This is a genomic window from Pseudoflavonifractor sp. MSJ-37, assembly GCF_018917965.1.
Classification (GTDB): Bacteria; Bacillota; Clostridia; order Oscillospirales; family Oscillospiraceae; genus Pseudoflavonifractor_A.
On sequence record NZ_JAHLPP010000001.1, the window covers coordinates 1,163,338 to 1,182,109 of the forward strand.

Genomic DNA, 18,772 nt, shown 5'->3' on the forward strand with positions numbered 1-18,772 from the left:
CCGTCGTACTCGAAAAGCCGCGTCTCCGCGGCGTCCTGTCATCCGAATGATAGCGTGACCAAATATCCGTCCCATGTCAAGAAGACAGGATGAGCGCACGCGTTTTCGCCATTTTGTGAATGATCTTCAAAAAGGACGTACTCTCCGATCTTGCAAGATCGGAGAGTACGTCCTCTGGTCATCATCCATAGACCGGGGCATATGGCCGCCGGTCACATCATCGGTGCCAGCACCCGCAGGACGGCCCGGAACAGCCGCCGGACGCCGCTGTGGGAGCGGCAACGCTCCAGCGTGATCCGCTCGCTGACCGCCTGGGTGCGGAGGAAGTCCGCCTTGATGTCCCCCAGGCAGGGGGCCCCGCAGAGCCACACGCCGTCCTCGAAGTGGAGGAACATACTGCGGTAGTCCATGTTCACCGTGCCCACGGTACCGTACCGGTCATCCACCACGAAATTCTTGGCGTGGATGAATCCGGGGGTGTACTCGTAGATCTTGACCCCCGCCTCCAACAGAGGCTCGTAGTGGGCCCGCGTGACCTCGAAGATCACCTTCTTGTCCGGGATGTGGGGGGTGATGATCCGCACGTCCACGCCGGACTTGGCGGCGTTGCACAGGGCAGTGTTCACACTGTCGCTGATGATCAGATAGGGTGTGGTGAGGTATACATACTGCCGGGCCTTGGAGATCAGGTTCAGATAGACCGTCTCCCCCACCGGTTCCCCGTCCAGCGGGCTGTCCGTGTAGGGCTGGACGAAGTAGGACCCGCACTCCGCCGGGATCTCGGGGAGGGACGCGGGCCGGAACTGCTCCAGGTCCTCATGGCCCCGGATGTAGTCCCACATGGTCAGGAACATGACCGTCATGCTCCACACCGCCTCGCCCCGCAGGAGGATGGCGGTATCCTTCCAGTGGCCGTACTTCACCACGGCGTTGATATACTCGTCCGCCAGATTGATCCCGCCAGTGATGCCGGTGTGGCCGTCGATGATGCACAGCTTCCGGTGGTCCCGGTTGTTGAGCCGCAGGGACAGCACCGGGGCCATCCGGTTGAAGGCACAGCACCGGATGCCCCTGGCCTCCAGCTTCTCCGCATACCGCACCGGGAGCGTGAAGAGGCTCCCGATGTCGTCGTAGATCACCCGCACGTCCACCCCGGCGGCGGCCTTCCGCTCCAGCACCTCCAGGATGGCGTCCCAGAAGGTGCCCTCCTGGATGATGAAGTACTCCAAAAAGATATAGCGCTCCGCCTTCTCCAGCTCCTCCAGCATCCGGGGGAACAGATCGTCCCCCAGCGGGAAGTAGACCGCCTCGGTGTTGGAATAGGCCGGGCCGTGGGCGTACTGCTCCAGATAGCGGGACTGGTTCACCGCGTCCTGCCCGAAGGGCCGGAGGGCCTCCGCCTTCCAATCCGGGTCCAGAGCGCCGGACATCTGGGTCTCCATGACGCTCATCCGGCGGCGCTGGCGGGCCGACAGCCGGCTGCCGCCCAGCAGGAGGTAGATCAGTCCGCCGAACACCGGGAAGAGCAGGATCGGTATGATCCATGCGATCTTATACCCTGGGTCGCTCCGGTTGCCCACGATCCACAGCACCGCGATCACCGACAGCACGATGCACAGCCAGTAGAAATAGACGAAGTACTCGGAGAACTCCGTCATGACCAACAGGAACAGGGCCACCTGCACCCCCATCAGGAGGAGCGTCACCGTCACCCGGTGGCACAGGGCCTTCCCGATCCTCCGAAGTATCCGTCCGATCATGAGAACACCTCCCCTCCCGGCAGGGGCCGGAGCTCCTCCGGCCTCCCCGTTTTGAGCACCACGTTCTCCGGGCCCAGCAGGTCCTTCAGCTCCTGGATCAGCAGAGGATGGAGCTGGCAGGGATAGGCCGGGGCCCAGCGCTCCGTATCTACGAACTTGGTCCGGAGGGGGACGTCGCCCGGGAACATGAGGAGCATCCGCAGGATCCTCCGCCAGCGGGGATCCTCCTCCGACGGCAGGCGCAGGAAGAGCTTCCTCACCCGTCCGGCGGGGGGCGTCGGAGCGTCCTCTCCCCTGTCTGCCCCGGCGTCGGGGGCCAGCGGCCGGATCCGGTCGCACATGATCTGGGGGGGCTTCTCGTCCCGGACCGACACCCGGCCGTCGGCCACGATCGGGGTGTTCTCCTTCAGCAGACCGCTGGACTCCCCCAGCACCCGAGAGAACACCAGCAGCTCCATGGAGCCGGTGTCATCCTCCAGCGTGGCGTAGGCCATGAGGGTGTTGTTCCGGGTGGTGCGGGTCTTGGAGGCCGTCACCACCCCGGCCACGGTGAGCTTCTGCCCGTCGGTGAAGCGCTCCGGCCCGCCCTCCCGGGCGAAGTCCGTGAGGATCGCGCCGATGGGGGCGGCGGCATACTGCTTGGCCAGTTCCCGGTACTCGTCCATGGGGTGTCCGGTGAGGTAGAGGCCGGTGGTCTCTTTCTCCATGTTCATCAGATCCCGGCGGGAGAACTCCGGGATGTCCGGCACGATCAGCACCGGAGCGGTCTCCGCCGCGTCGCCTCCGCCGCCGAAGAGGTCGAACTGGCCCTCCAGGTTCTTGTGCTTGTTTTGGGCGATCGTGTCCACCAGCGATCCATAGGCGATCAGGAGCTGGGAGCGGCGGACGCCCATGGAGTCGAACGCGCCGCACCGGATCAGGTTCTCCAGCACCCGCTTGTTCAGGTCGTGGTCGAAGAGCCGCAGGCAGAAGTCCGGGAAATCCTTGAAGGGCCCCTTTTCCCGCTCGGCCAGCACATCCCGGACGAAGCCCCAGCCCACGCCCTTCACGGCGGCCAGACCAAAACGGATGTCCTTCCCGGAGACGGTGAAGGAGGCCTCCGACTCGTTGATGTCCGGGGGCAGGAGGGCGATGCCGCAGTCCCTGCACTCGCCGATGTACTCGGCCACCTTCTCGCTGGAGTCCAGCACGGAGGTCAGGAGGGCCGCCATATATTCTCGGGTCTTGTGGCACTTGAACCAGGCCGTCTGATAGCACACCACGGCGTAGCTCACTGCGTGGGCCTTGTTGAAGGCGTAGTTGGCAAAGTCGTAGATCTCGTCATATACGTCCTGGCCCACCTGCTCCGGGATGCCCCGGGCGATACAGCCCTCGATGCCACGCTCCGGGTCGCCGTAGATGAATGCCTTGCGCTCCCGCTCGATCTGGGCCTTCTTCTTCTTGGAGATGGCCCGGCGGACCATGTCGGCCTGCCCCAGTGAAAAGCCTGCCATGTCCTGGAAGATGCGGATCACCTGCTCCTGGTAGACGATACAGCCGTAGGTGACCTCCAGAATGGGCTTGAGGATCGGATGCTTGTAGGAGATCTTCCCCGGGTCCTGCTTGCAGGCGATGAATCGTGGGATGGACTCCATGGGGCCGGGGCGGTAGAGGGCGATGATGGCGGTGATGTCCTCGATGTCCTTGGGCTTGAGGCTGACGCACACGCCGGTCATGCCCGCCGATTCCATCTGGAACACGCCGGAAGTCCTGCCCTCGGAGAGCATCTGATAGACCTCCGGGTCGTGGTCCGGGAGGGCCGCCAGGGAGAACCCCGGGTCCGTCTTGCGGACCAGCCGCACCGCGTCATCCAGCACGGTCAGGTTCCGCAGGCCCAGGAAGTCCATCTTCAGCAGGCCCAGCTCCTCCAGCGTGGTCATGGTGTACTGGGTGACCACCGACTCGTCGTTCCGGGCCAGTGGGACGTATTCATAGACCGGCCGCTTGGTGATGACCACGCCGGCGGCATGGGTGGAGGCGTGGCGCGGCATCCCCTCGATGGCCTTGGCGGTGTCGATGACCCTCCTGACGGTCTCGTCCCCCTCGTAGCTCTCCCGCAGGGGCTTGGAGAGCTTCAGGGCGTCATCCAGAGTGATATGCAGGGCCCCAGGCCCGCTGGGCACCTGCTTGGCGATGGCGTCCACATCGGCATAGGGCACGTCCAGTGCCCGTCCCACGTCCCGGATGGCGCCCCGGGCGGCCATGGTGCCGAAGGTGACGATCTGGGCCACATGGTCCGTGCCGTACTTCCGCTGGACGTACTCGATGACCTCCTGCCGGCGGCGGATGCAGAAGTCCACGTCGATGTCGGGCATGGTGACCCGCTCCGGGTTCAGGAACCGCTCGAAGTACAGGTCGTAGCGCATGGGATCGATCTCGGTGATCCGCATACAGTAGGCCACCATGGAGCCCGCCGCCGAGCCGCGGCCCGGTCCCACCGGGATGTCGTGGCGCTTCGCGTAGCCGATGAAATCCGAGACAATCAGGAAATACTCCACGAAGCCCATCTGCCGGATGACCCCCATCTCGTACTCCAGCCGGTCCCGGTAGCCCGCCGGGGCGTCCGGGTAGCGGAGGGCGAAGCCTTCGTCGCAGAGTTTCTGGAAATAGGCGTCCCCGTCGGTATAGCCCTCGGGCAGCTTGAACTCGGGCAGGTGGTACTTGCCGAACTCGAACTCCACCTCACATCGGTCCGCGATCCTCTTGGTGTTCTCCACCGCCTCGGGCCATTCCGGGAACAGGGCGGCCATCTCCTCCTCGGACTTGATGTAGAACTCCTGGGTCTCGAACCGCATCCGGGAGGGGTCGTCCACGGTCTTGCCCATCTGGATCGCCATGAGGGTGTCCTGCATGGGGGCGTCCGTCCGGCTCAGGTAGTGGGCGTCGTTGGTGACCACCAGAGGGATCCCGGTCTCCCGGTGGAGGCGGAGGATGCCCTCGGAGACCTCCTTCTGGGCCGGCAGGCCGTGGTCCTGGAGCTCCAGATAGTAGTTCTCCGGCCCGAAGATCTCCTGCATCTCCAGGGCGTGAGCCTTGGCCCCGGCGTAGTTTCCCCCCGTGATCAGCCGGGGGACGGCTCCTGCCAGGCAGGCGGACAGGGCGATCAGGCCACCGGAGTGCTCCCGCAGAAGGTCCATGTCCACCCGGGGCTTGATGTAGAAGCCGTCGATGAAGGCCCGGGAGACCATATAGCTCAGGTTCCGGTAGCCCTCCTCGTTCCGGCACAGAAGGACCAGATGCCGGGCGCCCGCGTCCAGCTCGTGGACCTTGTCGAAGCGGGTCCGGGGGGCCACATAGACCTCACAGCCGATGATGGGCTTGATGCCCTCGGCTTTGCAGGCCCGGTAGAAGTCGATCACGCCGTACATGACGCCGTGGTCGGTGATCGCCACGGCCTCCTGGCCCAGGTCCTTCACCCGCTTCACCAGCCCCGGGATCCGGCAGGCGCCGTCCAGCAGGCTGTACTCCGTATGGACATGTAGATGGACAAAGGACATGATGTGCCTCCTTGGTGCAGGTCCTCTAACCGCCCTTCCGCTCCAGCTCCAGGAGCTTGCGCAGGCGATGGTTGAGGCAGGATTTCGTGACGGGCGGATCCATCAGCTCGGAGAGCTGGGCCAGCGTCAGCTCAGGATGCTCCACCCGGAGCTCCGCCGTGGCCCTCAGCTTGGGGGGCAGGTCCTCCAGAGCGCCCCGGGCCTCCAGGCGGCGGATGGCCTCGATCTGCTCCTGGGCGGCCTCCACCGCCTTGTCCAGGTTGGCCGCGTCGCAGTTCACCCGGCGGTTGACGCCGCCCACCACAGCCTTCTCCGCCTTGGCGTTCATGACGGCCATGGCGGACAGAGGCGCGCCGATGGCAGTCAGGAAGTCCTCGATGGCCTCACTCTGCTTGAAATAGGTGATGTAGTTGGACTTCCGGGTCGTCTCCTTGGGGGCGAACCCGGCGTCCACCAGCAGGGCACTCATCTCCCGGCTGACGCTGTAATGGGAGGTGGCCAGCTCCAGATGGTAGCGCTTGGCCGGATCCGTCACGGACCCTCCCGCCAGGAACGCCCCCCGGAAGAAGGCCGTCCGGCAGTGTTCCTCCTCCAGAACGGCGAAATTGATGTGATGGGCCACCGTCTCCCGTGGATCGCTGCCGAAGGTCTCCCAGATCTGGGACAGCTTGTCCCGGTCCTCTACGGTGAACACCCGCTTTCCGGCGCCCTCCCACGGCTCCGCGGGCTGTCCGTCGAAGCGGAGCCGGAAGGCCTTTTTGAACAAAAGGGGCAGCCGGCGGGCAAAAGCCGCCGACTCGGTGACGATCCGCACTCCGTCCCCGGTGGAACGGCTGCAGAACAGCAGGACGCCATAGGCCTCAGCCTGGGCACAGCAGCGGCGGGAGAGCTCGTCCCGGCAAAGCTCTTCCTTGGTCTCGGATGCGAAGGACAAAACGCGCTCCCTCCTCAGAATATCCTGGTATGGGCCCGCTCCTCGTAGATGTCCATCACCGCCTGGGCCAGACGGGTGACGGAATGGCGGGCATAATTGGAGGTCTCGGAGGCGATCGGGCGACTGACCAGTTCCACCCCCAGGGCCTCAACGGCCTCCCGGTCCACCACGATGGGGGCGGCATCCTCCTCCCGGTAGCGCTCCACCAGCCCCGGACGGACCGGAGCGGAATTGCACAGGCACAGATCCACCAGTCCCGGCGCGGAGTGCTGGAGCAGGGCCGCCACGTGCTCGGAGGCGGTCATGCCCTCGGTCTCCCCGTCCTGGGTCATGATGTTGCAGATGTACATCTTCAGCGCCCCGGAGCGGCAGACGGCCTCGGTGATGCCGTCCACCAGCAGGTCGGGGATCACGCTGGTATAGAGGCTCCCCGGCCCCAGCAGGATCAGGTCCGCCCGCCGGATGGCCTCCAGCGCGGCGGGCAGGGCGGCAGGCCGCTCCGGCAGGAGCCGCACGCTCCGGATCCGGCAGTCCTGCGCCTTTTTGAATTGGAAGATCTTAGACTCCCCTACCACAGAGGTGCCGTTCTCGAAGGTGGCCTCCAGCTGGATGTCCTCGTTGGTCACCGGCAGGATCCGGCCCGAGATGGCCAGGACCTCGCTCATCCGGGCCACTGCCTCGTCAAAGGAAGGATAGATCCCGTTGAGGGCCGCCAAGATCAGGTTGCCGAAGGACTGTCCCGTGAGCCCCCCGGAGCCCTCCGGGAAGCGGTAGCTCAGAAGCTGTTCCATCACCGGCTCGGCATTGGCCAGGGCCTCCATGCAGTGGCGGATGTCCCCCGGCGGGGGCATCCCCAGGTCCCGGCGGAGGACGCCGGAGCCGCCGCCGTCGTCCGCCACGGTGACGATGGCGGTCAGATCCTCCGTATGCAGTTTCAGGCCCCGGAGCATGGTGGACAGTCCCGTCCCCCCTCCGATGGCCACGATCTTCGGGCCCCGCCGTCTGGTCGATGCGCTCATGTGCTGTCCTCCCCATCTGCCGTCCGGCTCACGCACGGGTCATGTCCCGGTGGTTCTCGCTGGCAGTGTAGCCCTTCTGGCGGATGAACTCCGCCAGGGCCCGGGTCATGGCCACGGACCGGTGCTGGCCGCCGGTACAGCCCACGGCGATCACCAGCATGGTCTTGCCCTCCGCCACGTACTGGGGCAGGAGGAAGCTCATCAGGCTCTCCAGATGGGCCATGAATTCCCGGGTCTGCTGATAATGGAAGATGAAGGAGCGCACCGGTTCATCCAGCCCGGTCTGATGGCGCAGCTCCGCGATGTAGTAGGGGTTGGGCAGGAACCGCACGTCGAACACCAGATCGGCCTCGATAGGGATGCCGTACTTGAAGCCGAAGGAGATCACGTTGACGCTCATGGCGTGGGCCTCCTGCCCATCGCCGAAGAGGCGCAGGACCTCCCCCCGGAGCTTGGCCGTGGTGAGGGCGGTGGTGTCGATCAGGTACTCCGCCCGCTGGCGCACCGGCTTGAGGGTCTCCCGCTCCTTCTGGGCGGCCTCGGACAGGGGCTCGCCCTCCCGGGCCAATGGATGCATCCGCCGGGTCTCCTTGTAGCGCTTGATGATGGTCTCGGTGCTGGCCTCCACGAAGAGGATCTGATAGGCACAGTCCATGTCCCGCAGGGCATCCAGGCTCTCGAAGAGGTCGTCGAAGGTATGTCCGCCCCGGATGTCTGTGACCAGGGCCACCCGGTCATATTTGCCGTGGCCGGCCATGCACAGCTCCGCGAATTTGGGGATCAGCGGGGCGGGCATATTGTCCACCACATAGAACCCCATGTCCTCCATAAAGGAGGCGACCTTGCTCTTGCCCGCGCCGGACAGACCGGAGATGATGATGAATTCCATACGATCCTTCCCTTTCCTTCTCTGCTCTCTGGAACGTCCCGGTCAGATGCCCAGCGTACGGACCTCCAGCTCCAGCTCCACGCCGGTCTCCTGCCGGACCCGGGCCCGGACCTGACCGATCAGGGCCAGCATATCGGCGCAGGTGGCGCCGCCCCGGTTGATGAGGAAGCCGCTGTGCTTCTCCGACACCTGAGCCCCGCCCACGGTGAGGCCCTTCAGGCCGCACTGCTCGATCAGGGCGGCGGCGAAATGGCCCTCCGGCCGCTTGAAGGTGCTGCCCGCGCTGGGATGTTCCAGCGGCTGTTTGGCCTTCCGCCGGGCGGCCAGGTCCTCCATCCGGGCCCGGATCTGAGCAGGGTCTCCGGTGGCTAGGGCGAACCGGGCAGACAGGAGCATCCGCTCCCCGTCCAGAAAGGCGCTGTGCCGGTAGGACAGCTCGCATTCCGCCGCCGGCAGGGTCCGGAGTTCCCCCTCCCGGTCCAGCAGGACCACCTCCCGCAGGATCTGGGCGATCTCACCGCCGTAGGCTCCTGCGTTCATGGTCACGGCTCCGCCCACCGTGCCGGGGATGCCGTGGGCGAACTCCGATCCGGTGAGGCCTCGCTCCAGCGCGAAGTTGGCCAGCCGGGACAGGAGGGTCCCGCTCCCGGCGGTGATGATGCCGTCCCGCTCCTCCAGCGTACTCAGGCCGTCGAAGGTCTTGATGAGGAAGCCCTCATAGCCCTCGTCCGCCGCCAGGATATTGGAGCCATTGCCCAAAAAGACCGGCCGGATGTCCAGCGCCCGCGCGGCGCGGACGGCCTGGGCCGCCTCCTCCGCCGAGCGGGGCAGGGCCATCAGCCGGGCCGGACCGCCGATCCGGAACGAGGTGTGGCGAGCCAGGGGCTCCTGCTCTCTCAGCTCCAGACCGGGGCAGACGCGGGCCAGTTCTCGGGTCAGTGCGGCGTATCTATCCATGGAAGGTCCTCCAAGCTCTCATACTATGACATTTTATTATACCAGCTCCGGCCGAAAAATAGAAGAGGCGGCAGAAACTTCGTCAAGAGAAATAAAAAGACGTCCCTCCCGGAGCCGGATGGCTCTCCCAGAGGGGCGTCCTCTCTTTTTATTCAGGACTCGTGGTCCACCTGATGGAACTGCTTCAGGTTGCCGATCTTCTTGCTGCGGCGGTCCAGCTCGTCCAGCACCGCATCCAGCGGGATGCCCTGGTCCACCATCATGACCATCAGGTGGTAGATCAGATCGGAGATCTCTCCCACCGTCTCCTCCTGCCTGCCGTTCTTGGCGGCGATGATGGTCTCCGCAGACTCCTCGCCCACCTTCTTCAGGATCTTGTCCAGGCCCTTCTCGAACAGATAGCAGGTGTAGGACCCCTCCTGAGGCTCGCTCTTCCGGCCCAGGACCACCTGATAAAGGTCCTGGAGCACATCGTTCTCCCGCATGATGCTCACTCCTTCTCATCCATCGGTATCTCGTTGAAAAAACAGCTCCGGGCCCCGGTATGGCAGGTGGGGCCGTCCGGGCGGCAGAAGTAGAGCAGGGTGTCGGTGTCGCAGTCGGTCACCATCCGCTCCACATGGAGGAAATGTCCGGAGCTCTCCCCCTTGTTCCACAGCTTTTGACGGCTCCGGCTCCAGAACCAGGCCGTCTTGGTCCTGAGCGTCCGCTCCACCGCCTCCCGGTCGGTGAAGCCCAGCATCAGGATATCCTTGCTCTCCACGTCCTGCACGATCACAGGGATCAGGTCGGACTTGGTGAAGAGCTGGTCCAAATCGAACATCGATCTTCTCCTCCTCATCAGCGGACCGGGATGCCCCGTCCCCGCAGATAGTCTTTCACCTGAGGCACAGTCAGCTCCCCGAAGTGGAAGAGGGACGCCGCCAGCGCGGCGTCACAGCCGGTCTTTTCAAAGACCTCCGCGAAGTGTTCCAGACAGCCGCAGCCGCCGGAGGCGATCACCGGGATGTCCACGGCCTCCACCACTGCCTTGGTCATGGGCAGGTCGAAGCCCGCCTTGGTGCCGTCGGTGTCCATAGAGGTCAGCAGGATCTCTCCTGCCCCCAGGGCCTGGCCCTGCCGCACCCACTCGATCAGGTCCAGGCCGGTAGGCTTCCGGCCGCCGGCCACGACCACCTCCCAGCCGCCGTCGCCTCTGGCTTTGGCATCCACCGCCAGCACCACACACTGGGAGCCGAAGCGCTCCGCCGCCCGGGCGATCAGCTGGGGATCTGCCACCGCCGCCGAGTTCACCGAGATCTTGTCGGCCCCGGCCCGGAGGAGCTGGGTGAAGTCCTCCACAGAGCGGATGCCGCCGCCCACCGTCAGGGGGACGAACACCTGTCTGGCGGTGCGCTCCACCACGTCAGCCACGGTCTTACGGGCCTCCACCGTAGCGGTGATGTCCAGAAACACCACCTCGTCGGCGCCCTGGTCCGAGTAGTACTTGGCCAACTCCACCGGGTCGCCCGCGTCCCGGATGTTCACGAAGTTGACGCCCTTCACCACCCGGCCGTCCCGCACGTCCAGGCAGGGGATGATCCGTTTCGCTAACATTGGGGGCCTCCCTCCCGCACTGCGGCGGCCAGGTCCAGGGTCCCCGCATAGTACGCCTTGCCGATGATGGCACCGTAGAGGCCCATCTCATGGAGCTTCCGGATGTCCTCATTGCTGGACACGCCGCCGGAGGCCGTGATCTGGCCCTTCCACACCTTCTGGAGGGCGGCCAGGCTCTGGAAGGCCGGACCGGTCAGAGTGCCGTCGGTGTCGATGTCGGTGAAGATGATGGTCTCCACCCCTTCCTCCGCCAGCGTTTTGGCAAAGTCCAGATAGTCCAGGCCGGAGTCCTGTTCCCAGCCGGCGGTGCGGACCCGCCCGTCCCGGGCGTCCACGCCCACAGCGATCCGGGCGCCGTAGCGCGCCGCCGCTGCTTTCAAAAAGTCCGGATCGCTGACCGCCGCCGAACCGATCACGGCCCGCCAGACGCCCAGCGCGAACACTGCCTCCAGGTCGGCCATGGAACGGATGCCGCCGCCCAGCTCCACCTTCAGGCCGGACTTCTCGGCCACGTCCTTTACGATGGCCCCGTTCCGGCGCATGCCGTCCCGGGCCCCGTCCAGATCCACCATGTGGATGTGCCGGGCCCCCGCCGCGTAGAACGCGGCGGCGGTGGCCACGGGGTCCTCCGCCACCTGATGGGCCGTGGCGAAATCCCCTTTATACAGACGGACGACTTTTCCGTCCTTCAAGTCGATGGCAGGAAACAAGATCATCGGCTCAAACCTCCGAAATTCTTCAAGATCTGCAGGCCGGCCTCACCGCTCTTCTCCGGGTGGAACTGACAGCCGAACACGTTCCCGTTCTGGACCGCCGCCACCACCGGGCCGCCGTAGTCGGTGTAGGCCGCCACCTGGGCGGGGTCCCCGCTGACACCGCAGAAGGAGTGGACGAAGTACACGCAGGTGCCCTCCTCCAGCCCCGCGAACAGGGGCGAGGGGTTCGGAAAGCGCAGGCTGTTCCAGCCGATGTGGGGGAGCTTATAGGGGGTCTCGATCCGCCGGACGGACCCGGCGACCAGCCCCAGCCCCTCACAGGGCCGGACCTCCTCCCCCCGCTGGAAGAGGAGCTGCATCCCCAGACAGATGCCCAGGATCGGTTTGCGCTCAGCCTGCTCCAGCACCACCCGTTCCAGACCGGCGGCCCGCAGGCGCTCCGCCGCGTCGGGGAAGGCCCCCACGCCGGGGAGGATGATGGAATCGGCCCGCTCCAGCTCCGCCGGATCGCCGGTGATCCGGGTGGCCAGCCCCAGATAGTCCATGGCGTTGGTGACGCTCTTCAGATTGCCCACGCCGTAATCCACGACTGCCGTATAGCCCATCACAGTACCCCCTTGGTGGAGACCACCCCGCCGCCTTCGATCTTCACGGCGTCCTTCAGGGCCAGGCCGAGGGACTTGAACAATCCCTCGGTGATGTGGTGGGCGTTGTCCCCGTAGGGGCATTTCTGGTGGAGAGTCAGGCCGGCGTTCACCGCCAGGGCCCGCATGAACTCCACCGTCAGGCAGGCGTCATAGTCCCCGATCATGGGCTGGGGCATGGGGGCGTCGAACACCAGGAAGGGCCGGTTGGAGCAGTCCAGCGCCGTGAAGCACAGGGCCTCGTCCATAGGCACATAGGCCGAGCCGAAGCGGCGGATGCCCTTCTTGTCGCCCAGGGCCTCGCGAACGGCCTGTCCCAAAACGATGCCGGTGTCCTCCACCGTATGGTGGCCGTCCACATAGAGGTCGCCGGTCACCTTCAGCTCCAGGCCGAACCGGGCGTAGAAGGCGAAGGCGGTCAGCATATGGTCGAAGAACCCGATCCCGGTGGACACCGCGACCGGTCCCCCGTCCAGGGACAGCTTCAGGGAGATGTCGGTCTCCTTGGTGGTCCTCGTCAGTTCCGCAGTACGCATGGGAGCGTCTCCTTTCTCTCGTCGCATCCCGGGATCACTCGAAGCGGACCCGGATGGAGTTGGCGTGGGCGGTGAGCTTCTCGGTCTCGGCCAGCGCCACGATTTCCTTCTGGATGGGGGCCAGGGTGTCCCGGCTGTACTCGATCACGCTCATGGTCTTGAGGAAGCTGTCCACGCTCAGGGGGGAGAAGAAGCGGGCGGTGCCGCTGGTGGGCAGGACATGGTCCGGACCCGCCAGATAGTCGCCCAGAGGCTCCGGGGACCAGGCCCCCAGGAACACGGCGCCCGCATTGCGGATCTTGGGCAGGAGGGCCCGGGGGGCCTCCGTCACGATCTCCAGATGCTCGGGGGCGATCTCATTGGCCAGAGCCGCCGCCTCGTCTAGGTCCCGGCAGACGATGGCACAGCCGAAGTCCCGGACAGACTGCTCCATGATCTCCGAGCGGCTGAGATAGCCGGTCTGGCGGACCATCTCGGCGTCCACGGCCCAGGCCAGCTCCGCACTGGTGGTCAGCAGGACGGCGGAGGCCAGCTTGTCATGTTCGGCCTGGCTCAGCAGGTCGGCGGCGATGAACTTGGGATCGGCGGAGCCGTCGGCGATCACCAGCACCTCGGAGGGGCCGGCCACCATATCGATGTCCAGCGAACCGTAGGCCATCCGCTTGGCGGCGGCCACGAAGGCGTTTCCAGGGCCCACCAGCTTGTCCACCTTGGGGATGAAGCCGGCGCCGTAGGTCAGGGCGGCCACTGCCTGAGCGCCGCCCACGGCGATGCACCGGTCCACGCCGGCGATCTTGGCGGCCGCCAGCACGGCATCGTTCAGGTTCTCCGTGGGAGGCGTCACCATGACGATCTCCTCCACCCCGGCCACCTTGGCGGGGACGACGTTCATCAGCACACTGCTGGGATAGGCCGCCGTGCCGCCGGGGACATACACGCCCACCCGGGTCAGGCCCCGGACCACCCGGCCCACGGTGCCCCCGTCGGGGGAGGTCCACTCGGCGCTCTTCGCCAGGAGCTTCTCATTGTAGTCCCGGATGTTGTCCGCCGCATGCTCCAGCGCCCGGATCAGCTCCCTAGGACAGGAGGCGTAGGCCTTGTCCAAAGTCTCTCTGGAGATCTCATAGGGGGCGGTCTTGTCGAAACGGAGGGAGTACTCCTCCACCGCCTCCAGACCGCGGGCTTTCACGTCCTCCATGACGGCGGCGACCGCCTTCTCGATATCCGAATTCTTCGCCGCGGCCCGGGCCCGCATGGAGGCGATGACCTTCTGCTCACCGGTGCCGTCCGCGTTCACGATCTGTATCATGCCTGTTCCCTCCGCTTTGCGAGTTCGGCCTCACAGCGGCCGATGAAGTCCTCGATCTGAGCTTTGTGGAGCTTCATGCTGGCGGTGTTCACGATCAGCCTGGCGCTGACCTGGGCCACGTCCTCGATGGGGACCAGTCCGTTCTCCCGCAGGGTGACGCCGGTCTCCACGATGTCCACGATGCCGTCTGCCAGATCCAGGATAGGAGCCAGCTCCACCGAGCCCTCGATCTTGATGATATCCACGTCCATGCCCTTCTTCTCGAAGAAGGCACGGGTCACATTGGGGTATTTGGAGGCCACCCGCCGGGTCTTATAGGTCCCGTAGAAGTCGCTCCCCTTCTTCACGGCCAGGGCGAAGCGGCATTTGCCGAAGCCCAGGTCCAGCACCTCGTAGAAGGACTTGCCGTGCTCCAGGATAGTGTCCTTGCCCACGATGCCCAGATCGCACACGCCGTGCTCCACATAGGTGATCACATCGGGAGCCTTGGCCAGCACGGCCTCCAGCGGGTAGTTCGGCACCTTGTGGATGAGCCGGCGGCCCGGGTCCTTGATGGGGGAGCAGTCCAGCCCCATGGCCTCGAACAGCTCCACGCTCTTGTCCTGGAGACGCCCCTTCGTCAGGGCGATCCGCAGATCCTGGCTCATACCTCCACCGTCCTTTCTCCGTCAGGGTCCAGCACCAGCACCCGGCCGGCGCCCTTCCTTCGGGCCAGCGCCAGCGTCTCCTCCAGTGTCTCGCAGGGAGAGAGCTCGCAGGTCCCGGCGGCCCGGCCATCCACGGCGGTCAAGGCCCGGTCCAGCTCGCTCTCTGCGAAGTGGATCAGGGTGCCCACCCTGGGTGCCTCGGTGCCGGGGCGGCAGGCCGCCACCGCGTCCACGTCCACGGCGAAGCCGGTGGCCGGGGCGCTCCGGCCGAAGGAGGCCACCAGGCTGTCATACCGGCCGCCGGAGAGGACCGCGTCGCCCGCGCCCTCCACATAGCCCCGGAACACCACGCCGGTGTAGTAGTCGATCTGATGCACCAGTCCCAGGTCGAAGCGCAGGTACTTGCCGTAGCCCGCGCCGCACAGAGCCTCGTAGAGCTCCCGCAGATAGGCGATGGCCTCGTTCTCCCCGGCCAGAGCCTCGGCCTCATCCAGGACCTCCGCCCCGCCGAAGAGCCGGGAGAGCCGCAGGAGGGCCGCTGTGGCAGGCCGGTCCTGATAGGGCTCCAGGAAGTCGCCCAGCGCGGCGAAATTCTTGCCCTCGATCAGGCTCCGGAGCTCTTCCACCTGATCCTCCTCCAGATCCATCCGGTCCGCCAGAGAGCGGAAGAACCCGGCGTGGCCCAGCTCGATGTGGAACCGTGCCAGTCCACAGGAACGCAGGGCATCTACCGCCATGGCGACGATCTCCAGATCGGCCTTCTTCCCTGCCGCGCCGATCAGCTCCACGCCGCACTGGGCGATCTCACTGCTGCCGCCCCGGTGCTGGTCGCCGGAGCGGAACACGGTCTCAGCGTAGTAGAGGCGCTGGGGCAGGGGCAGGGTCTTGAGCTTGGTGGCCGCCACCCGGGCGATGGGGGCGGTACAGTCGGGCCGCATGACCATGATTTTGCCGCTCCGGTCGATGATCTTGAGCATGGACTCCTGGGGAAGCGGGCTGCCGGAGCGGAGGAACAGGTCGTAGAACTCCACCTCCGGCGTGGAGACCTCCGCGTAGCCTCTCCGGTAGAAGAGGTCGGTCAAAGCCGTCTGGGTGCTCCGGCGGTCCCGGCACTCGGCGAAGAGCCGGTCCCGGGTCCCCTCGGGGGTGTTGATGGTATATGTCATCGGGCGTCGCCCCTTTCTTCATCGCTTTACCACGCTAATATACTATACTATCACGTGATCGTCAAGGGCTTTCTGCGGGCCCGGATCAGGACTTGCCCAGAGCGGCGTTCTTCCGCCAGGCCGCCTCCACCGCGTCCAGCACCGCCGCCCGGAAGCCATGGCGTTCCAGCGCGGCCACGCCCTCGATGGTGGATCCGCCGGGAGAGCAGACCGCGTCCTTCAGCGCGCCGGGATGCTCCCCGGTCTCCAGCACCAGTGCGGCGGCTCCCAGCAGAGTCTGAGCGGCGAAGGCCACCGCCTGCTTCCGGGGCAGGCCCGCCAGCACGCCGCCGTCCGCCATGGCCTCGAGGAAGGGGTACACATAAGCGGGACCGCACCCAGCCACCGCCGAGAAGGCATCCATCAGCCGCTCTTCCAGGCGCTCCACCCGACCGGAGGCGCGGAGGATCTCCTCCACAGCGACCAGATGTTCCTCCGCCGTGCCGGGAGCGGCGCAGAGGGCCGTCATCCCCTTCCCGATGGAGCAGGGGGTGTTGGGCATGATCCGCAGGACCGGCGTGCCCGCCGACACCCAGCCCGCCAGCGTCTCAGTGGTCAGGCCCGCCGCCATGGACACCAGCACCTTCCCCCCGTCCAGCGCCGGGGCCAGCTCCGTCAGCAGGTCCTTCACCATGTGGGGCTTCACGCCCAGGAAGATGTATCGGGCGGCTTCGACGGCGGCCCGGCCGTCAGGGACCGCCGTACAGCCCGTCTCCGCCGCCAGCGCCTCGGCCTTTGCCGCCGTCCGGTTGGCGATCACCACCTGATCCGCCCCGATGGACCGGCAGGCCGCCCGCACCAGCGCGCCCCCCATGCTCCCCGTTCCGATGAATGCCGCTCGTTTCATAAAACAAGACCTCGCTTTCGGTTTTTCGTCCAACAGTTTACCACATCACAGCGTGATCGGCAACAGTTCCTGATTTACAAGCGGCCCGGGATATCGTATAATGGTCCATGATATGGGTCGGATATCGGCCCGATCCCCCTGCGTATTTTATAAAAATAGGAGTGCTGTGTATGAGCCGAATGGTCGGCACCGTTTCCCGGGGCATCCGCGCCCCCATCATCCGCAGTGGAGACGACCTCTCCCAGATCGTCCCCGCTTCCGTCCTGGAGGCCGCCGGGGAGGCGGGCTTCTCCCTCCACGACCGGGACATCATCGCCATGACCGAGGCCATCGTGGCCCGGGCCCAGGGCAACTACGCCTCCGTGGATCAGATCGCCGCCGACGTCCGCGCCAAGCTGGGCGGCGGGACCATCGGCGTCCTCTTCCCCATCCTCAGCCGGAACCGCTTCGCCATCTGTCTGCGGGGCATCGCCAAGGGCGCCAAGAAGGTGGTCCTGATGCTGAGCTACCCCTCCGACGAGGTGGGCAACCATCTGATCGACGTGGACGTGATGGACGAGAAGGGCGTGGACCCCTACCGGGACGTGCTCACGCTGGAGCGCTACCGCGAGCTGTTCGGCTATACCACCCACCCCTTCACTGGCGTGGACTATGTGGCCTACTATGCCGACCTGATCCGGGAGAGCGGCGCCGAGGTGGAGATCATCTTCGCCAACGATCCCCGTGCCATCCTGAGCTACACCAAAGACGTGCTGGCCTGTGACATCCACACCCGTGCCCGCACCAAGCGTCTGCTGAAGGCCGCCGGGGCCGGACGGGTCTGCGGTCTGGACGACATCATGACCGCCCCCGTGGACGGCAGCGGCTACAACGCCAAGTACGGCCTGCTGGGCTCCAACAAGTCCACCGAGGACAAGGTGAAGCTCTTCCCCCGGGACTGCCAGGGCCTGGTGGAGGACATCCAAAAGACCATCCTGGACAAGACCGGCAGGCACGTGGAGGTCATGGTCTACGGCGACGGCGCCTTCAAGGACCCCGTGGGCAAGATCTGGGAGCTGGCCGACCCCGTGGTCTCTCCCGCCTACACGCCCGGTCTGGAGGGCACCCCCAACGAGCTGAAGCTGAAGTATCTGGCGGACAACGACTTCGCCGCCCTCTCCGGAGAGGCCCTCCGGGACGCCATCAAGGCGGAGATCCAGAAGAAGGACGGCAGTCTGGTGGGCAATATGGCGGCCCAGGGCACGACGCCCCGCCGCCTCACTGACCTGATCGGTTCCCTGTGCGACCTGACCTCCGGCTCCGGTGACAAGGGCACCCCCATCGTCCTGATCCAGGGCTATTTCGACAATTACACCACCGAATAAGACCCGGAACGCATAAAAAAGCCGGGGCCCGTCTCACGATGGGCCCCGGCGTTTTTGCGGTCTTATCGAATGAAATTGGTCCAGTTCCCGCTCTCGGCCGCGGGAGGCTCGATCCCCTGTGTCCGGCCCAGTGCGATGCACTTCAGGAGCCAGGCCATGTTCCGGCCCAGGTTCCGCATGGTCTGGAGGCCTTCCCGGTCCTGCCGGACCTCCTCGGGGCTGTGGCCGTGGACCATGTTCCAATAGGTGGAGGACACCACTGGCATCTGCTTGATGGTGAAGTACTTGTTCAGCTCATCCAGCGTCGCTGTGGTGCCCGCCCGCCGGGCGGAGGCCACAGCCGCCGCGGGCTTGTGGGCGAAGCAGTCCCCGCCGGCATAGAAGGCCCGGTCCAGGAAGCTGATCAGGGCCCCGTTGGCAGAGGCGTAGTACACCGGGGAGCCCACTACCAGGCCGTCAGCCTTCGCCATCTTCCCGATGAAGTCGTTGACTCTCCCCTCGGGCAGGACGCAGCCCTTTCCGGCGGAGCAGCCGCCGCAGGCCACACAGCCCCGGATGGGCTCCGTGCCCAGCTGGAAGATTTCGGTCTCCACACCGCAGGACTCCAGAGCCCCGGCCACCTCGGCCAAAGCGGTATAGGTACAGCCCTGGGCATGGGGGCTGCCGTTCAACAGCAATACGTTCATGATCTCGTTCCTCCTTGCTCCGGGCCTGGGCCGACCCGGACGTGTCTGTCTCCAGTATAGCACATCCCGGCGAAAATAGGACTACAAGTTCTCCGCCGATCGTGGTAAGATACGGATACGAAAACAG

General features: G+C 65.7%; 18 protein-coding genes. 1 reads left to right on the forward strand and 17 read right to left on the reverse strand.

Annotation, left to right across the window (positions count from 1 at the left end):
* Window positions 1–212: 212 nt before the first annotated feature.
* The 16 genes from cls to proC form a co-directional block, all read right to left on the reverse strand.
* Window positions 213–1,760, reverse strand: a complete 1,548-nt coding sequence (cls, locus tag KQI12_RS05495) for a cardiolipin synthase (RefSeq protein ID WP_216571186.1) — start codon at window positions 1,758–1,760, stop codon at window positions 213–215.
* Window positions 1,757–5,296, reverse strand: a complete 3,540-nt coding sequence (locus tag KQI12_RS05500; RefSeq protein WP_216571188.1) for a DNA polymerase III subunit alpha — start codon at window positions 5,294–5,296, stop codon at window positions 1,757–1,759. The genes cls and KQI12_RS05500 overlap by 4 nt, the downstream gene beginning before the upstream one ends.
* A 25-nt stretch (window positions 5,297–5,321) precedes the next feature.
* On the reverse strand, window positions 5,322–6,230 hold the full coding sequence (gene whiA, locus KQI12_RS05505; RefSeq protein WP_216571191.1) for a DNA-binding protein WhiA: 909 nt from the start codon (window positions 6,228–6,230) through the stop codon (window positions 5,322–5,324).
* A gap of 14 nt (window positions 6,231–6,244) precedes the next feature.
* Window positions 6,245–7,249 (reverse strand): gluconeogenesis factor YvcK family protein, encoded by a 1,005-nt coding sequence (gene yvcK / locus KQI12_RS05510; protein WP_216571193.1) that lies wholly within the window; start codon window positions 7,247–7,249, stop codon window positions 6,245–6,247.
* Between the two features lie 28 nt (window positions 7,250–7,277).
* Window positions 7,278–8,138, reverse strand: coding sequence for an RNase adapter RapZ (gene rapZ / locus KQI12_RS05515; protein ID WP_216571195.1), 861 nt, complete (start codon window positions 8,136–8,138; stop codon window positions 7,278–7,280).
* Between the two features lie 42 nt (window positions 8,139–8,180).
* On the reverse strand, window positions 8,181–9,095 hold the full coding sequence (gene murB, locus KQI12_RS05520) for a UDP-N-acetylmuramate dehydrogenase (protein WP_216571197.1): 915 nt from the start codon (window positions 9,093–9,095) through the stop codon (window positions 8,181–8,183).
* Between the two features lie 152 nt (window positions 9,096–9,247).
* A complete protein-coding gene (hisE, locus tag KQI12_RS05525; RefSeq protein WP_216571199.1) occupies window positions 9,248–9,580 on the reverse strand; it encodes a phosphoribosyl-ATP diphosphatase in 333 nt (110 codons plus the stop codon).
* Window positions 9,581–9,585: 5 nt separating this feature from the next.
* Window positions 9,586–9,918 carry a phosphoribosyl-AMP cyclohydrolase gene (gene hisI / locus KQI12_RS05530; protein WP_253290818.1) on the reverse strand — a complete coding sequence of 111 codons (333 nt, stop codon included), beginning with the start codon at window positions 9,916–9,918 and terminating at the stop codon, window positions 9,586–9,588.
* Window positions 9,919–9,935: 17 nt separating this feature from the next.
* Entirely contained in the window at window positions 9,936–10,691 is a 756-nt protein-coding gene (gene hisF / locus KQI12_RS05535) for an imidazole glycerol phosphate synthase subunit HisF (protein ID WP_216571203.1), read from the reverse strand.
* A complete protein-coding gene (gene hisA / locus KQI12_RS05540) occupies window positions 10,685–11,407 on the reverse strand; it encodes a 1-(5-phosphoribosyl)-5-[(5-phosphoribosylamino)methylideneamino]imidazole-4-carboxamide isomerase (RefSeq protein ID WP_216571205.1) in 723 nt (240 codons plus the stop codon). The genes hisF and hisA overlap by 7 nt, the downstream gene beginning before the upstream one ends.
* Complete coding sequence (hisH, locus tag KQI12_RS05545; RefSeq protein ID WP_216571206.1) at window positions 11,404–12,012, reverse strand: imidazole glycerol phosphate synthase subunit HisH; 609 nt, start codon at window positions 12,010–12,012, stop codon at window positions 11,404–11,406. The genes hisA and hisH overlap by 4 nt, the downstream gene beginning before the upstream one ends.
* Window positions 12,012–12,587: an imidazoleglycerol-phosphate dehydratase HisB gene (hisB, locus tag KQI12_RS05550; protein ID WP_216571208.1), complete on the reverse strand. Its 576-nt coding sequence runs from the start codon at window positions 12,585–12,587 to the stop codon at window positions 12,012–12,014. Before hisB ends, hisH begins: the two co-directional genes overlap by 1 nt.
* A 34-nt stretch (window positions 12,588–12,621) precedes the next feature.
* Window positions 12,622–13,896, reverse strand: a complete 1,275-nt coding sequence (gene hisD / locus KQI12_RS05555) for a histidinol dehydrogenase (RefSeq protein WP_216571210.1) — start codon at window positions 13,894–13,896, stop codon at window positions 12,622–12,624.
* Complete coding sequence (gene hisG / locus KQI12_RS05560; protein WP_216571212.1) at window positions 13,893–14,543, reverse strand: ATP phosphoribosyltransferase; 651 nt, start codon at window positions 14,541–14,543, stop codon at window positions 13,893–13,895. The genes hisD and hisG overlap by 4 nt, the downstream gene beginning before the upstream one ends.
* Window positions 14,540–15,709: an ATP phosphoribosyltransferase regulatory subunit gene (gene hisZ / locus KQI12_RS05565; RefSeq protein ID WP_216571214.1), complete on the reverse strand. Its 1,170-nt coding sequence runs from the start codon at window positions 15,707–15,709 to the stop codon at window positions 14,540–14,542. The genes hisG and hisZ overlap by 4 nt, the downstream gene beginning before the upstream one ends.
* Window positions 15,710–15,794: 85 nt before the next feature.
* Window positions 15,795–16,595: a pyrroline-5-carboxylate reductase gene (gene proC / locus KQI12_RS05570; RefSeq protein ID WP_216571216.1), complete on the reverse strand. Its 801-nt coding sequence runs from the start codon at window positions 16,593–16,595 to the stop codon at window positions 15,795–15,797.
* A 170-nt stretch (window positions 16,596–16,765) separates the two neighbouring features.
* Between proC and KQI12_RS05575 the strand changes: the two genes are divergently transcribed.
* Window positions 16,766–17,959, forward strand: coding sequence for a coenzyme F420-0:L-glutamate ligase (locus tag KQI12_RS05575; RefSeq protein ID WP_216571218.1), 1,194 nt, complete (start codon window positions 16,766–16,768; stop codon window positions 17,957–17,959).
* A gap of 62 nt (window positions 17,960–18,021) precedes the next feature.
* On the opposite strand, the gene KQI12_RS05580 is transcribed toward KQI12_RS05575, so the two are convergent.
* Window positions 18,022–18,645 carry a flavodoxin family protein gene (locus KQI12_RS05580; RefSeq protein ID WP_216571220.1) on the reverse strand — a complete coding sequence of 208 codons (624 nt, stop codon included), beginning with the start codon at window positions 18,643–18,645 and terminating at the stop codon, window positions 18,022–18,024.
* Window positions 18,646–18,772: the final 127 nt, after the last annotated feature.